16 protein-coding genes are annotated in these 13,773 nt (G+C 64.7%); 3 read left to right on the top strand and 13 right to left on the bottom strand.

The window, feature by feature from the left end:
* Positions 1–18 precede the first annotated feature (18 nt).
* The gene (locus LI72_RS16420) at positions 19–1,212 is read right to left on the bottom strand and encodes a dipeptidase (RefSeq protein ID WP_033927042.1); all 1,194 of its coding nucleotides are present in this window, start codon (positions 1,210–1,212) and stop codon (positions 19–21) included.
* 15 nt (positions 1,213–1,227) lie between these two features.
* Positions 1,228–1,893 carry an MOSC domain-containing protein gene (locus LI72_RS16415; RefSeq protein ID WP_033927041.1) on the bottom strand — a complete coding sequence of 222 codons (666 nt, stop codon included), beginning with the start codon at positions 1,891–1,893 and terminating at the stop codon, positions 1,228–1,230.
* Between the two features lie 209 nt (positions 1,894–2,102).
* Here LI72_RS16415 and LI72_RS16410 point away from each other — a divergent pair, with 209 nt between their 5' ends.
* Entirely contained in the window at positions 2,103–3,167 is a 1,065-nt protein-coding gene (locus tag LI72_RS16410) for an RcnB family protein (protein ID WP_231562508.1), read from the top strand.
* Positions 3,168–3,268: 101 nt separating this feature from the next.
* Complete coding sequence (locus LI72_RS16405) at positions 3,269–3,949, top strand: 2OG-Fe(II) oxygenase (RefSeq protein ID WP_033927190.1); 681 nt, start codon at positions 3,269–3,271, stop codon at positions 3,947–3,949.
* Positions 3,950–3,998: 49 nt separating this feature from the next.
* Here the strand turns inward: LI72_RS16405 and LI72_RS16400 are convergent, their stop codons facing one another.
* Complete coding sequence (locus LI72_RS16400; RefSeq protein WP_156139661.1) at positions 3,999–4,346, bottom strand: hypothetical protein; 348 nt, start codon at positions 4,344–4,346, stop codon at positions 3,999–4,001.
* A gap of 275 nt (positions 4,347–4,621) precedes the next feature.
* On the opposite strand from LI72_RS16400, the gene LI72_RS16395 reads away from it, so the two are divergent.
* A complete protein-coding gene (locus LI72_RS16395) occupies positions 4,622–5,143 on the top strand; it encodes a c-type cytochrome (protein WP_033927040.1) in 522 nt (173 codons plus the stop codon).
* 205 nt (positions 5,144–5,348) lie between these two features.
* Here the strand turns inward: LI72_RS16395 and hemA are convergent, their stop codons facing one another.
* The 10 genes from hemA to bchL are packed head-to-tail and all read right to left on the bottom strand — an operon-like array spanning position 5,349 to position 13,761.
* The gene (hemA, locus tag LI72_RS16390; protein WP_033927039.1) at positions 5,349–6,569 is read right to left on the bottom strand and encodes a 5-aminolevulinate synthase; all 1,221 of its coding nucleotides are present in this window, start codon (positions 6,567–6,569) and stop codon (positions 5,349–5,351) included.
* A gap of 16 nt (positions 6,570–6,585) precedes the next feature.
* A complete protein-coding gene (gene puhE, locus LI72_RS16385) occupies positions 6,586–7,374 on the bottom strand; it encodes a putative photosynthetic complex assembly protein PuhE (RefSeq protein WP_033927038.1) in 789 nt (262 codons plus the stop codon).
* 4 nt (positions 7,375–7,378) lie between these two features.
* A complete protein-coding gene (gene acsF / locus LI72_RS16380; protein ID WP_197051944.1) occupies positions 7,379–8,461 on the bottom strand; it encodes a magnesium-protoporphyrin IX monomethyl ester (oxidative) cyclase in 1,083 nt (360 codons plus the stop codon).
* A 31-nt stretch (positions 8,462–8,492) separates the two neighbouring features.
* A complete protein-coding gene (locus LI72_RS16375; RefSeq protein ID WP_156139660.1) occupies positions 8,493–8,789 on the bottom strand; it encodes a hypothetical protein in 297 nt (98 codons plus the stop codon).
* Positions 8,786–9,295, bottom strand: coding sequence for a photosynthetic complex assembly protein PuhC (gene puhC / locus LI72_RS16370; RefSeq protein WP_081985152.1), 510 nt, complete (start codon positions 9,293–9,295; stop codon positions 8,786–8,788). Before puhC ends, LI72_RS16375 begins: the two co-directional genes overlap by 4 nt.
* Positions 9,292–9,945 carry a photosynthetic complex putative assembly protein PuhB gene (gene puhB, locus LI72_RS16365; RefSeq protein ID WP_081985150.1) on the bottom strand — a complete coding sequence of 218 codons (654 nt, stop codon included), beginning with the start codon at positions 9,943–9,945 and terminating at the stop codon, positions 9,292–9,294. Before puhB ends, puhC begins: the two co-directional genes overlap by 4 nt.
* Complete coding sequence (gene puhA, locus LI72_RS16360) at positions 9,942–10,715, bottom strand: photosynthetic reaction center subunit H (protein WP_033927037.1); 774 nt, start codon at positions 10,713–10,715, stop codon at positions 9,942–9,944. The genes puhB and puhA overlap by 4 nt, the downstream gene beginning before the upstream one ends.
* 27 nt (positions 10,716–10,742) lie before the next feature.
* Positions 10,743–12,176, bottom strand: coding sequence for a BCD family MFS transporter (locus tag LI72_RS16355; protein ID WP_033927036.1), 1,434 nt, complete (start codon positions 12,174–12,176; stop codon positions 10,743–10,745).
* Positions 12,173–12,868 carry a magnesium protoporphyrin IX methyltransferase gene (bchM, locus tag LI72_RS16350; protein ID WP_033927035.1) on the bottom strand — a complete coding sequence of 232 codons (696 nt, stop codon included), beginning with the start codon at positions 12,866–12,868 and terminating at the stop codon, positions 12,173–12,175. The genes LI72_RS16355 and bchM overlap by 4 nt, the downstream gene beginning before the upstream one ends.
* Positions 12,868–13,761, bottom strand: coding sequence for a ferredoxin:protochlorophyllide reductase (ATP-dependent) iron-sulfur ATP-binding protein (gene bchL, locus LI72_RS16345; protein WP_033927034.1), 894 nt, complete (start codon positions 13,759–13,761; stop codon positions 12,868–12,870). The genes bchM and bchL overlap by 1 nt, the downstream gene beginning before the upstream one ends.
* Between the last annotated feature and the right edge of the window lie 12 nt (positions 13,762–13,773).

Below are 13,773 nucleotides of genomic sequence, written 5' to 3'. Positions count from 1 at the left end.
GCGGATTGGACATTTGCGTCAGCGCAGCGCCGCGACCCGCTCGACCTCGGCCATCACGCGAAGCACATTGCCGCTCCAGATCTTCTCGACATCGGCCGGCGACAGCCCGCGCGCGAGCAGCGCCTGGGTGATCCTAGGGATCTGGCTGATCTGGTTGAGGCCGATCACGCCGCCGCCGCCATCCCAGTCCGCGCCAATGCCGACATGGTCGACGCCCAAGAGATCGATGCAATAGAACACCGCCTGCATGTAGCGATCGAAGTCGGTGCCCGATCGCGGCTCGGCGGCATTGGCCTCGGCCCATTGTTTCATCAGCGCCGCCCGTTCCGACGGTGGCAGGCTGGCGGCCGTTTCCATCTGCTCCCGCAGCGCATCGACGGTGGGGCGCGGGCGATCCGGCGAGAGGAACAGGCTGTTGACCTGGATCACCCCGCCCCTGGCCGCCAGCGCCTTCAACCGCGCGTCATCCAGATTGCGCGGATGGTCGTGCAGCGCCTTGGGCCCGGAGTGCGACAGGATGATCGGCGCGGCGGACAATGCGAGCATCTGGTCGAAGCTGCTGTCGGCCGCGTGGCTGGCATCGATGATGATGCCCAGCCGGTTGGCCTCCTGCACCCAGGCCCTGCCAAGGTCGCTCAGGCCGCCATGGACCGCCTCGCCATTGGTTGAATCGGCCAGCTGGTTGGTGCCATTGTGCACCGGCCCCGCCATGCGCAGGCCAAGCTGATAGAAGGCTTCCAGATTGGTGATGTCGGTGCCCAGCGGATAGCTGTTCTCCATCGAGACATAGACGATCCGCTGGCCGGCCGCCGCGATCTTCGCCGCATCCGATGCCTTGGTCGCCAGCGCGAAGCTTTGCGGATTGGCGGCGACGAAATCGTGGATCTGGTGCAGGCGCTTGAGCGCGTGCGCGAGCGCGGCGGCATAGCCGCGCGCGTCATTGGGCCCCTGGTCGGTATAGATCACCCAGAAGCCGCCATCGAGCCCGCCCTCGATCATCCGCGGCAGATCGACCTGGGTGGTATCGTGCAGCACATCGTGCCGGTCGGTGATCTTCCAGCCGGGCTGGTCGAGATTGGCCGGGCTGTCGAGATGCGTGTCGAGCGTCAGGATGCCGGCATGCACCTGCGCTGCATCGGGCGCGTTCTGCGCGGCCAGCGGACTGGCGAGGCAGGCAAGGCACGCCGTTGCCAGCAGGGAAAGATGTCGCACTGTTGTAAACCCCCTTCAGTCGGCCAGGGCCGCCGCGCGCTTGCGCCAGTCTGCCGCGAGTTGCGGCAGCTCCGCCAGCGCGCGCACCGCCTCCGGCTCTGCCTTGTATTGTCCGCCGACCAGCAGCCGGAAAACCCGGTCCACCGTCCAGGCCGCTGGTCCCGCTTCCACCAGCCGCATCACATCGCCCGCCTGCACCATCCCTGGCTCGAGCACCCGATAATAAAAGCCGCACCGCCCGGTCCGCACGATCTCTGCCATCACCGATTGCTTGCCCGATACACCGAACCGATGGTCCAGCTTCCAGCAGGGCTGCCGCCCCTTGGTCAGTTCGACCAGAGCCTCGCCCAGCCTGAAACGGTCGCCGATGCGCAGATCGCTTTCGACCAGCCCGCGTGTCGAGAGGTTCTCGCCGAAGGCCCCCGGCTTCTGCAGCAATTTGTGCGAGTCCAGCCGCTGCTGCCAATAGGCATAATGATCGAAGGGATAATGATGGATCGCCATGTCCGGACCGCCATGATGGACGGGATCTGCGACCTGATCGCCTTCCAGCCCGAGCTCGCCGAGCATCACCGGTCCTGTGACCGGCTGGCGCGCAATGGCGCTCATCGTGCCGTCCTCACGAAAGGGGCGGGGCTTGCCGGTGAGCAGCGCCATGATGCGGACTGCGTGCGAAGTCATGCAACGCACACGCTAATCTTGCGCAGCAAATCGCGCAACGCAATTCATTGCCGGAATTCACACGGCTTTACATAGCTGAACGCCAGGTCAATCGATCGGTTAAGCTGCGGGTCAGGCGGCGACGGCTAAACCGTGCCATCTACACTGTCCTGTGCCGCGTGGTTGCCGACACGATTGCCCAGGCCATCATCGAAAGGTCGATCATGGTCATGTCACCAACCTCTCCTGCGCCTCCCTCCTCGGTTCGCACCGAATACGCTCGTCCGCTGGGCCACCGACTGCAGGGCAAGTTCCACCGGATGCCGCTGATCCTCGCCTCGATTGCCGTCGCCAGCCTGTTGTGGCCGCTGGCCATCGCTGACGCTGCCGTGCTGGTGTCGCCCGCCGAGCAGGCCATCGCGATGCCCAGCGGGATCGAACCGGCGGCGCAGCAGCGTGAAGGGCGGCGCGGTGGCGGCGAATTTCGCGGCAACCGTGGCGGCGGAGGTGGCGGCCGCGAGTTTCGCGGACAGAATCGCAGCAACATCGGCACCGCCCGCATCGATACCCCGCGCGAGTTCCGCCAGGAACGCCGTGGAGACCGTCAGGACTTCCGCCAGGAACGGCGCGGCGACGTGCAGGGTTTTCGTCAGGAGCGGCGGGCCGACCAGCGCGATTTTCGCCAGGAACGCCGGGCAGATCGTCAGGATTTCCGCCAGGGTGAAGTAACCCGGCCCGAGCTCCGCGCCGACCGGCGTGACGACCGTCAGGATTTCCGCCAGGACCGGCGCGGCGACGAGCGCGCCTTCCGCCAGGACCGGCGCGGCGATGTGCGCGATTTCCGGGCCGACCGGCGCGACGATCGGCGGAATTACCGCGACAACCGGCGCGGTTGGGACGGGCGCGGCTATACCGGTCGCGGCTGGGACAATCGCGGACGGGACGGGCGCGGCTGGGATGGCCGGGGCTGGGACAATCGCGGCCGCGACTGGAACCGCGGCTGGCGCAACGACCGGCGTTACGACTGGTACGGCTATCGCAATCAGAACCGCAGTTTCTACCGCGTCGGGCGCTATTACCCGCCGGTGCGCGGCTGGAACTATCGCCGTCTCGGCATCGGGTTCACGCTGGGTGCGCCGTTCTTTGCCAGCAGCTTCTGGATCAACGACCCCTGGGCCTATCGCCTGCCGCCCGCCTACGGCCAGTATCGCTGGGTGCGCTATTACGGCGATGTCCTGCTGGTCGACATCTACACCGGCCAGGTGGTCGACGTGATCAACGATTTCTTCTGGTAACAGCGCGACCTCAAGACCCGCCGGAGCGATCCGGCGGGTCTTTTGCCGACCGGGTGGCGCATGCTTGACAGGCCTTGCCCGCGCAGCGCAACCAGTGGGTGATGATCACCGACTTTCTTCATCGCAGGCAGCTGGCGCAGATCGGGCGCGACGTGGGGGCACGGCTCGATGCGCATCCGCGCGTGCAGCAGATCGCGTTTGACGACGTCACGGTGCCGATGCAGGTCTATTGCTATCAGGATTTCATGTCGCGATCGGAATGCGCAGAGCTGATCCGCGCGATCGATGCGGACGCGGTGCCATCCGAGCTCTATCGCAGCGGCAAGGGGGACGAGAGCGAATTTCGCACCAGCTACAGCTGCAATCTCGACCGCTGGGATCCGGACGTGCTGCGCATCGACGATCGCATCTGTGCGCTGACCGGGCTCGATCCGCGCCATGGCGAAACACTGCAGGGCCAGCGCTATGCCGTGGGTCAGCAGTTCAAGCCGCACCATGACTTCTTCCACACCGACCAGCCCTATTGGCCCAAGGAGCGCAAGGCGGGCGGTCAGCGCAGTTGGACGGCGATGGTCTTTCTCAACGAGCCGGAAGGCGGCGGCGAGACCGAATTTCCGCAGCTGTCGTTCAAGATGATGCCGCGCACCGGAATGCTGCTGATCTGGAACAACATGATGCCCGACGGGCGCCCCAACCTGCATCTGCTGCACAGCGGAAACCCGGTCACCCGTGGGACCAAGTACATCATCACCAAATGGTTTCGGCGCGGCTTCTGGCTATAGCGGCGCCCTGCCTTCGCGCCGGGCACGACGGCAGGGCGCAGCATTCGTATCAGTCGTTATAGGCGAGCATCGTCACCCGGGCGACCTTGTAGCCTCGCTGGCGCATTTCCTTGACATAGTCCTTGTCCGCGTCGGCCAGCTCGACCTCATATTCCTCCCAGGCATCGGCGCGGTCCTCGCGATCGGTCGCGCGCTTGAGATCGCTGGTCAGCTCCTTCTCCGCCTCGTTGATATCGGCGACATAATTGTACCAGGACTGGTTCAGAACGCCCTGCACGGGCTCGGCGCGGACCACCGGCGCGGTCTCACCCTGCAGGGCCGGTGTCGCGTGGACGGGGAAAGCCGGGACTGCCAGCGGCAGGGTGGAGGCCAAAACAGTACGGATCAGCTTGGTCATCATGGATCTCCTTCATTGCTCCCTTCTGCGTCAACGCGCGGGGTGACATATCGGAAGGGGGCCATGATTCTGCTGGCCGCCGCAGAGGGGCGCTCCACCCTGTCGGAGGCCCCGGCGTCAGAAATTTGCAGGCCGGGTGCCATTTTTCATGAATTTTTGTGAACAAAAATCTTCATCTGGCGTTCACGCATAGCTTTGACCACTTTTCATCGGGTCCAGCACGTCTATATTGGCCTATGCTTCCAGGCGAGTGTCGCCGAGCAAAAGGAGAGTTCATGTCCAGATTGAATGCACTGCGCTTCACCGGCGCGTTTGCCGGTCTCGCGCTGCTGGCCGCCTGCTCGGGTGGCAGCGAAACGCCCAAGGCTGAAGAAGAAGCCGCCGCACCGGCCGCTGACGCCACCGCCGAAACCCCCGCCGCGACCCCGGCTGCTGCCGAAGCCCCGGCTGCCGACAACACCGACACGCTCGACGGCAAGAAGCTTGCCGATGTCACCGGCAATGCCGCCGAAGGCGAGAAGGTCTTCGTGCAGTGCAAGACCTGCCACGTGAAGGAAGCTGGCCAGAACCGTGTTGGCCCTTCGCTCGCCGGCATCGTCGGCCGTGCCGCAGGCACCGTCGAAGGCTTCAACTATTCGGCTGCCAACAAGAACAGCGGCATCACCTGGACGCCGGAAAAGCTGTTCCAGTATCTGGAAAAGCCCGCCCGCGTCGTGCCCGGCACCAAGATGGTGTTCGCTGGCCTGCCCGATGCGCAGAAGCGCGCGGACGTCATCGCCTATCTGCAGCAGCCCTGATCCCAGCGATCAAAGGCATCTGCCGAAACAAAAAGGCCGTCCCTCGCGGGGCGGCCTTTTTTTGTGCTCGGTCCTGACGGATATCAAAACAGCCGGACCTTCTTTCGTCACCCCCACAAAAGCGGGGATCCCGCTCCCCTGCACCCTCGGCGCCAAAGCGGGATTCCCGCCTTCGCGGGAATGACGATAAGGATAGCCTGCCGGATCAGGCGGCGATTGCGCGCCGCGCCAGTTCGCACTGCGACCAGATGTCGCTCAGCGCGTGGATCAGCTTGTCGATATCGCCATCGCTGTGCACCGGCGACGGCGTGATGCGCAACCGTTCGGTACCCTTGGGCACGGTGGGATAGTTGATCGGCTGCACGTAGATGCCGTGATTCTCCAGCAGCCAGTCGCTGATCCGCTTGCACTTGTGCGGATCGCCCACCATCACCGGGATGATATGGCTGGGGTTGTCGAGATGGGTGATCCCCATCAGGTCGAGCCGGCGACGAACCTTCTCGACGCGGTCCTGGTGGCGGGCGCGCTCCATCTGGCTGGACTTGAGATGACGCAGGCTGGCGGTGGCACCGGCGGCGAGCGCCGGCGGCAACGCGGTGGTGAAGATGAAGCCGCTGGCAAAGCTGCGCACGAAATCGCACAACGCTGCAGAGGCTGCGATATAGCCGCCCATCACGCCGATCGCCTTGCCGAGCGTGCCTTCGATCACCGTGATCCGGTCCATCAGCCCTTCGCGTTCGGCAATGCCGCCGCCGCGCGGGCCATAAAGGCCGACCGCATGGACTTCGTCGATATAGCTCATCGCGCCGTGCTTTTCGCACACGTCGAGAATCTCGGCGATCGGGGCGATGTCGCCATCCATCGAATAGACGCTCTCGAACGCGACCAGCTTGGGCCGCCCCGGGGCCACGCCGGCGAGCAGCCGATCGAGGTCTTCGGGGTCGTTGTGCTTGAACTTCAGGCATTCGGCGCGGCTGTGGCGGATGCCCTCGATCATCGAGGCATGGTTGCCCGCATCGGACAGGACCACGCAATTGGGCAGCTTGGCCGCCAGCGTGCCCAAAGCCGCCCAGTTCGAGACATAGCCCGAGGTGAACAGCAGGGCCGCTTCCTTGCCGTGCAGATCGGCCAGTTCAGCCTCGAGCAGAACGTGATGGTGGTTGGTGCCCGAAATGTTGCGGGTGCCGCCTGCGCCTGCGCCGCACTGATCGAGCGTGTCGTGCATCGCCTTCAGCACATCGGGATGCTGGCCCATGCCCAGATAGTCATTGGAGCACCAGACGGTGACCTCGTCGGTCCCCTCTTCGGTGTAGCGCGTGGCGTGCGGAAAGCGGCCGCGATGGCGTTCCAGTTCTGCGAAGATGCGATAGCGACCCTCATCGCGGATCGTATCGATTTCGCTCTGGAAAAAGCCCTCATAATCCATAACCACTCTCCTTCTTCTATCCTTGACGGCCACTGGGCAGGGCCCAGCGCCACAGCGCGCCGTCTCGGAACGGCAACGCCAGAAACAGATGCTCCAGCGAACCCAGCGCTGCGAGCGTGAACACCAGGGTCGCGCTGACCGCAGCGAAGCTGTCATCGGGCGCCGCGAGCGCGCGTGCGCCCAGCCACACCGACAGCGCTGCAAGCGCGGCCAGGCTGAAGGCCAGCGCGCCATGCAGGCGGCGCGGGCCGAAATAGGTTTTCAGATATTCCAGATGCCCGGGCATGATCTCGTCGCTCATGTTCGGCACACCGACAAACAGGTTGAGCTTGGCCGAAAGGCGCAGCGCGAACAGCAGGCTGAAGATCACCGCGCCGGTGGGATTGGCGCTGGCCCAGGTCAGCGACACCAGCATGACCATCACGCCGGCGATCGCGATCTCGTGATAGATCAAGGTTGCCGCAGCATCGGAAAACCGCCGCCAGCCGCGCGCCAGCGGATCGCTCACGATACGGCGGGGGCCGGCGACAATGCCGGTCAGGAAGGTCAGTTCGAGCCATCCCCAGATCACCAGCGCCGCGCCAAAGCTGATATAGGCATCCATGATCGTCGGGCCGGCCGCATCCGGGCCATGCGCCGCATAGACGATGACGCACAGGCAGATGCCTGCTGCAAAGCCCGCCCATGAAATGCTGCGGGCAAAGGTATCCTTGCCGCGATTGGCAAGCCAGGCGACCATGCCGGTGCTGCCGAACCAGGCAAGCAGCACCACCAATGCGGGCAGGAGATGGCCGTGCAGGCTCATGCGCTTACCAGGCCGGCTGCAGGCGGATGACCGAAGGCAGCGCATTGGGCTTGCCGGGCATGAAATACATCCGTGCAAAGGCGGTGCCTGCGCCGATCATGCCACCAGCGCGCTGGACGAGTCCTCCCAGGCCGCCCCTGGCCTTGCCCGCCGCGATCCGATCCGATGCCAGGCGCAGCTTTTCCATCTGCAAACGCAGCGCCGGATTGTCGGTATCGATCTCCACGGGGAAGACCTGGCGGCTGATCGCGGTGCAGATGTCGAACACCTCATAATCATAGTCGGTCGGCTTCACGCCCAGTGCCGCATGGAAGACCGGCCGACTGTGGTCACGCACATACATGGTGGCATAGACCGAAAGGATGAAGAACTTGATCCAGTAGCGGTTCATGCCCTTGAGCAGCTTGGGGTCGGCATGCAGCAGCATCGCAAAGGCCTCGCCATGGCGGAACTCGTCGTTGCACCACTGCTCGAACCAGTTGAAGATCGGGTGGAAGCGGTTTTCGGGGTGCCGCGCCAGGTGCCGGAAGATCGCGATATAGCGCGCATAGCCGATCTTCTCGGACAGATAGACCGCATAGAAAATGAACTTCGGCTTGAAGAAGGTGTACTTCTTGGTCTTGGTGAGGAAGCTGAGGTCAATGCCGATACCGGCGTCCTTGAGCACTTCGTTGATGAACCCGGCGTGGCGGCTTTCGTCACGCGCCAGCAGCTTGAACAGCTTCTTCACATCGGGGTTCTTGGTCCGCCGGGCGATTTCGGCATACAGGATGCAGCCGGAAAACTCGGACGTCAGCGAGCTGACGAGGAAATCGATGAACTCGCGGCGCAGCGCAGGCTCGAGCGATTCGATCACGCCATCGAACGATTCGCTGCGGCGGAAATGCGCCTTGTTGGGGTCGCCTTCCATATCGGCCATCAGCTGATCCCATTCGGCGCGCACCAGGCTGACATCGATCGCGTCGAGCGCATCGAAATCGGTGGTGTAGAAGCGCGGGCTCAGCACCGTCTCCTGCGTCGCCAGCTCCATGGTATCAGGAACATCCGCCAGCAATGGTGCCGGTTGGATCTTTGCCTGCATGTTCATCACACCACTCCCGTTGTCATCTGAACAGCGATCACCACCGGCTGGTGGTGAAGCTTACCTCGTATAGTTCCTTGAGCTCACCCATCGCGGTGAGCTTGGTCCATGCGCGCAGCAATGGACCTGCAGGATGGACCGTTGCCATGCGCTGGATCAAAACTGACTCGCCAAATCCGACAATGATCGGGTCACCATGCACGCGCACCTTGTCGCCCGGCTGGATCGCGACATCGCCTTCCAGTTCGACATGCGCATGGAAATGCGCCTCGCTCTGTTCCACCGCGATCCGGCACGGCGTGTCGAACGAGGGCTCGCGCAACAGGCTGATCATCTCAGCAGCCCCTCGAAGGTGCCGCGGTTGGTGGGTCCGAAGGCGCCAAGTTCGACCACCCGGTTGGTGGCGGTGTCGGTCAGCGACAGCGATCCGTCGGTCCAGTGGTTGAGCTCGTAGGGCGCATCCATCGGGATCGACCGCATATGCCGGTCGCGCCCCATGCCGCGCAGCACGCCGCGGATGAAACCGCTGCCCTGCTCGCCGAACACATGCACGGTATCGCCGGTCAGCGCGTCGCTGACGACCACGGTGCCCTTGGCGCCATCGGCAAAGCGCAGCACGCGCGATTTGACCGCAGTCGCCGCTTCAGCCGTCCGGATGTCGCTCGCGGAGGGCGACGGGGCGATCAGGCCGACCTGCGTCGCACTGGTCAGCGCCAGCGTGAACAGCACCACTCCGCATGCCATCACCAGCGCGCCCTTCGGCACGGTGTTCTCGTGGCTGTGGCCGTGGCCGTTGTGGCTGGCGGCGTGGCTGGCGGCGCTGTGCTGGACGCTGGTCATGCGATTGCTCCTTGAAGGCCGGTCGGCATGCTTTCGGCCTGGCTGCCATTGTGGGTGGCAGTGTGGCTGGTCGGCACGTCCTGCGCCCGGTCGACCGGCGCAATGGCGGCCACCGCACGGGCCAGCCGCTCGCCGACGACGGCAGCATCGGGCAGCGCGCGCAGCATCGGCTCGGGACGGCTGAGCTTCCAGGGCCGGGCATGCGGCCAGAGCACCATATAGCCAAGGTTGTGCTTGCCGATCAGCTGCAGGGCGAGGTCGCCTTCGACAGGGCCCAGCGGACGCAGATTGGCACCACCGATCTTGGCGAGCGGCAGGTTGATGCACATGTTGAGGGCAACCCCCACACGCAGCACGACGCGGCGGTTGGTCAGCGTATAGACCGTGGTGCGCGCGACGGCCCAGGCATAGAGCATCAGCAAACCGATGCCCAATGCCCCGGCAATCATCGTGGCGATGACGCCGCTGGTGCTGCCGTTGTAGATCGCCAGGACCACCAGGGCGGCGAAATACAGGCCGACGATGCGGGTGAAGAACGCGCTGCGCGCCAACAGACGCCAGTCGGGCGATCCCTGCCAGAGCAACGCTTCGCCCTCCGGCAGCTCGCCGGGGAGGCCCCGGACGGGTTCGTCGTCATATTCCGTGATCATATCAGCGGCTCCTGCCGGGCCCGGTTGGCGTAGAGATAGCCGCCACCGAAATATCCGGAGATCTTGTCTTCTTCATAGCGGCTGATCTGGCCGGGCGTTTCGACCTGCGGGCAACCGCTGAACTGCGCGGCGTTGATCGCATCCACGACGATCTGGCGCGCTGACTTGCGGACCTTGGCCATCATCATCGGGGCCAGTGCGTGCACGCCTTCGGCCGTGACGACCTCAAGATAGCGCACCTGGTGCTCCGAGCGGTCGACCCAGATTTCGCTGACCGTGCCGGCCACCGCGCCATCGGCGCCGATCACCGTCATGCCGCGCGGATCAGCGTCGCCGCGAGCGATCGAGAAGCTGGGCTCCAGCGCCATGGGAACGATGCGGTTGTTGCCGAAGGCATCGATGTCGGGCAGGCGGCTGCGCTCGGCATAAGCCGACGGGCCGATGCAGTCTGCCAGCGGGTTGCCGGTGGGGATATAGGGATCGCCTGCACCCGGGCCAGCCTTGCGCGCGGCGATGTTGAACGGCTCCTTGCCGATCGTCGGCGTATAGACCGTGCCGCGACCGAAGGGCAGCTTGAACGACTTGGGGCTGGCGTGCAGCAGCGGGCCGCCCATGCCGAGCGAGCGTCCGGTCAGCTCGTCTTCCAGCGGGAAGCCCTCTCGCCGGTCCTCTCGCCTCAGATAATAGATCAGGCCGATGAAAAAGAGCACGAACGCCCAAAAAGCGATCGATGCGACATCGATGTTGCCCACGATATTGCCGTTAAACATGGCGCTTACCTCTCTTCTTCAAAACTCTCATGTCGGAAATTCGGTGAGGCCGAACCGCGCTTGCGACGCGGTGGCATCCACCGGCTGGCCCCCGACAAGCGGACCCAGCACAATCATGGTAACCAGCAGCAGGATGATCTCGATCAGATAGACGGTGCCATAGCCCGTCGCGCGATAGGCCAGGGTGTGGCCGATCTGGTCTGCCAGCGCGAGCGCGGAGACCCCGTCGCGGATCAGCCCGCCCGCCAGAATGGCAAGGCCGCTGGCGCTCGCCTGAACCGCGCCCCAGGCGCCCAGCGCCAGGCCCGATCCCTTGTGCTGGCCGCTGCCGGCAATCGCCATGATCGCGCTCAGCGTTCCCACCGAAAACAGGCCCGATCCGATGCCGATGGTCAGCGATCCGGCAAAGACCAGCGCGCTAGTATCCAGCGGCACCGCAAACAGCAGCATCGCGAACGCCGCCATGCCGACGACCGCGCCAAAGCCTGCGAGCCGCAGCGGATCGCTGCCCGCGCTCAGACGGCGGGAGGCATAGGCAAAGCTCAGCAGCATGCCGAAGGCCCACAGCCCGGTGAGGATGGTGGTCGAACCCACCGACATGCCCAGGATCTCGCCGCCGAACGGCTCGAGCAGCACGTCCTGCATGCTGAACGCCGCGGTGCCGCAGCCGATCGCGAGCAGCAGCCGGGCATTGCGCGCTTCTGCGGTGAATTCGCGCCACACGACCGAGAATTTCGGGGTCGGACGGTCGGGCCGGGTGGTGGACGGCGCGCGCGCCTCCTGCTTCCACAGCGCGATGATGTTGAGCGCCATGGTGAACATCGCCGCGCCCTGGACGATCGCGACCAGCCGGGTGGCGGAAAAATCGGCGAGCAAGGATCCCATCACGAACGCTGCCATCATCATGCCGACCAGCAGCATCACGAACATCAGCGCGACGACACGCGGGCGGGTATCTTCAGGCGCCAGATCGGTCGCCAGCGCCAGCCCTGCGGTTTGCGTGGTGTGCATGCCCAGCCCGGTGAGCAGGAAGGCGAGCGCGCCCGCGATCAGCCCGACGGTGAAGGTGTCGCCCCGCGAAAGCAGCAGCAGCGCGAACGGCATGATCGCAAGGCCCCCGAACTGCAGCAGCGATCCGAACCAGATATAGGGGACGCGCCGCCAGCCGAGCATCGACTTGTGGTTGTCCGACTTGTGGCCGATCAGCGCGCGGAAAGGCGCGACCAGCAGCGGAATGGCGATCATCAGCGCGACCAGCCATGCCGGCGTGCCGAGCTCGACGATCATCACGCGGTTGAGCGTTCCGTTGAGCAACACCGTCGCCACGCCCACCGTGACCTGGAACAGCGACAGCCGCAGCAGGCGGCCCATCGGCAGCTCCGCACTCGCCGCATCGGCGAACGGCAGAAACTGCGTTCCAAGTCCGGCGAAGAACCGGGTCGAGGCGCCCTGAAGGCTCATCCGCGCGCAACCAGCATCGCGTGGCTGGTGTAGAACCCGCTGACAATGCGTTCGCTCGCGGCGATGCCATGGCTGGGGAGACGCTGGGCAAGCAGTCTCGTCAGCTTCGCTTCGGCCACCGGCACGATCGCAGGAGCGCGATCTGACTTGGGAAAGAGTTTCCCGGTGGCATGCATCGCCGCGAGCAGAGGTGTCCGCGGTGCGAAAGTGAAGGCGATCGACGGGGACCGCGCACCCAGCGCGGTCAGCACATCGACGATATCGCCGGTTTCATAGTGGATCAGCGAGTCCATCGCGACGACATGGTCGAACTGACCCAGCGCCGGATCGAGCATGTCGCCCACCCGCCAGTCGATATCGAGCCCCGAAGGCGCACGGTCGCGTGCCACCTCGACAAGGCCACCCGAAATGTCGATCGCGGTGACATGCGCGCCCAGCTGTGCTGCGGCAACGGCCAGCGCGCCGGTACCACAGCCCGCGTCCAGAATGCGCTTGCCCTTGAGATCATAAGGCAGCCAGTCGAGCAGCATCGCCCGCATCCGGTCGCGACCGGCGCGCACCGTGGCGCGAATGCCGCTGACCTTGGCATCCGAGGTCAGGTCGACCCAATTCTGCCGCGCGGTGCGATCGAAATAATCCTCGAGCCGCCCGCGATAGGCGTCATAGGTGGTGCGGGGCGCCTGGCTCGCCATCATTCGAAGCCTAAGAATTCGAAGATGTCGCGATCCTTCATCGGCATCGCATCGAGCGCGTCGGTGCCCTTCCACAAGGTGGCGGCCAGACGCATGTATTCGAGCTTCACCGCCTCGATCTCGGGGGTCGAATCCATTTCGAAGATGGTGCACTTCTTCAACCGGCTGCGACGGATCGCATCCAGATCGGGGAAATGCGCCAGCCGCTTGAGGCCGGTGGCTTCGTTGAAGCGGTCGATTTCGTCGGTGGCGGCAGACCGGTTGGCGATGACGCCGGCCATGCGGACCTCGTAGTTCTTCGACTTCGCCTTGATGGCGGCCACGATGCGGTTCATCGCGAAGATGCTGTCGAAATCATTGGCGGCAACGACCACCGCGCGCTCGGCATGCTGCAAGGGGGCTGCAAAGCCGCCGCACACCACGTCGCCCAGCACGTCGAAGATGACGACGTCGGTTTCCTCGAGCAAATGGTGCTGCTTGAGCAGCTTGACCGTCTGGCCGACGACATAGCCGCCGCAGCCGGTGCCCGCGGGCGGGCCGCCGGCTTCGACGCACATCACGCCGTTGAAGCCCTGGAACATGTAATCTTCTGGCCGCAGCTCTTCATGGTGGAAATCCACCGTCTCGAGCACGTCGATCACCGTTGGCATCAGCTTCTTGGTCAGCGTGAAGGTGCTGTCGTGCTTGGGATCGCAGCCGATCTGCAGCACGCGCTTGCCCATCAGCGACAGCGCGGCGGACAGATTGGAGGAGGTCGTCGACTTGCCGATGCCGCCCTTGCCATAGACGGCAAAGACCTTGGCACCGGTGATCTCGTCGCGCGGGTCGAGCGCGACCTGGGTGCTGCCTTCGCCGAAGCTCGGTGGCGCGCTGCCGTGGTCCAAAAGGCTCATATCAATACTCTC

Origin of the sequence: Sphingomonas sp. 35-24ZXX (assembly GCF_000786215.1) — a bacterium.
In the GTDB taxonomy this organism is placed as follows: domain Bacteria; phylum Pseudomonadota; class Alphaproteobacteria; order Sphingomonadales; family Sphingomonadaceae; genus Blastomonas.
This window is presented reverse-complemented; position numbering and strand designations above follow the sequence as displayed.

Excerpts from the sequence above, each read along its gene's own strand:
- LI72_RS16415 (WP_033927041.1), bottom strand. The coding sequence starts at position 1,893 with ATGACTTCGCACGCAGTCCGCATCATGGCGCTGCTCACCGGCAAGCCC.
- LI72_RS16410 (WP_231562508.1), top strand. The coding sequence starts at position 2,103 with ATGTCACCAACCTCTCCTGCGCCTCCCTCCTCGGTTCGCACCGAATAC.
- LI72_RS16405 (WP_033927190.1), top strand. The coding sequence starts at position 3,269 with ATGATCACCGACTTTCTTCATCGCAGGCAGCTGGCGCAGATCGGGCGC.
- LI72_RS16400 (WP_156139661.1), bottom strand. The coding sequence starts at position 4,346 with ATGACCAAGCTGATCCGTACTGTTTTGGCCTCCACCCTGCCGCTGGCA.
- LI72_RS16395 (WP_033927040.1), top strand. The coding sequence starts at position 4,622 with ATGTCCAGATTGAATGCACTGCGCTTCACCGGCGCGTTTGCCGGTCTC.
- hemA (WP_033927039.1), bottom strand. The coding sequence starts at position 6,569 with ATGGATTATGAGGGCTTTTTCCAGAGCGAAATCGATACGATCCGCGAT.
- puhE (WP_033927038.1), bottom strand. The coding sequence starts at position 7,374 with ATGAGCCTGCACGGCCATCTCCTGCCCGCATTGGTGGTGCTGCTTGCC.
- acsF (WP_197051944.1), bottom strand. The coding sequence starts at position 8,461 with ATGAACATGCAGGCAAAGATCCAACCGGCACCATTGCTGGCGGATGTT.
- LI72_RS16375 (WP_156139660.1), bottom strand. The coding sequence starts at position 8,789 with ATGATCAGCCTGTTGCGCGAGCCCTCGTTCGACACGCCGTGCCGGATC.
- puhC (WP_081985152.1), bottom strand. The coding sequence starts at position 9,295 with ATGACCAGCGTCCAGCACAGCGCCGCCAGCCACGCCGCCAGCCACAAC.
- puhB (WP_081985150.1), bottom strand. The coding sequence starts at position 9,945 with ATGATCACGGAATATGACGACGAACCCGTCCGGGGCCTCCCCGGCGAG.
- puhA (WP_033927037.1), bottom strand. The coding sequence starts at position 10,715 with ATGTTTAACGGCAATATCGTGGGCAACATCGATGTCGCATCGATCGCT.
- LI72_RS16355 (WP_033927036.1), bottom strand. The coding sequence starts at position 12,176 with ATGAGCCTTCAGGGCGCCTCGACCCGGTTCTTCGCCGGACTTGGAACG.
- bchM (WP_033927035.1), bottom strand. The coding sequence starts at position 12,868 with ATGGCGAGCCAGGCGCCCCGCACCACCTATGACGCCTATCGCGGGCGG.
- bchL (WP_033927034.1), bottom strand. The coding sequence starts at position 13,761 with ATGAGCCTTTTGGACCACGGCAGCGCGCCACCGAGCTTCGGCGAAGGC.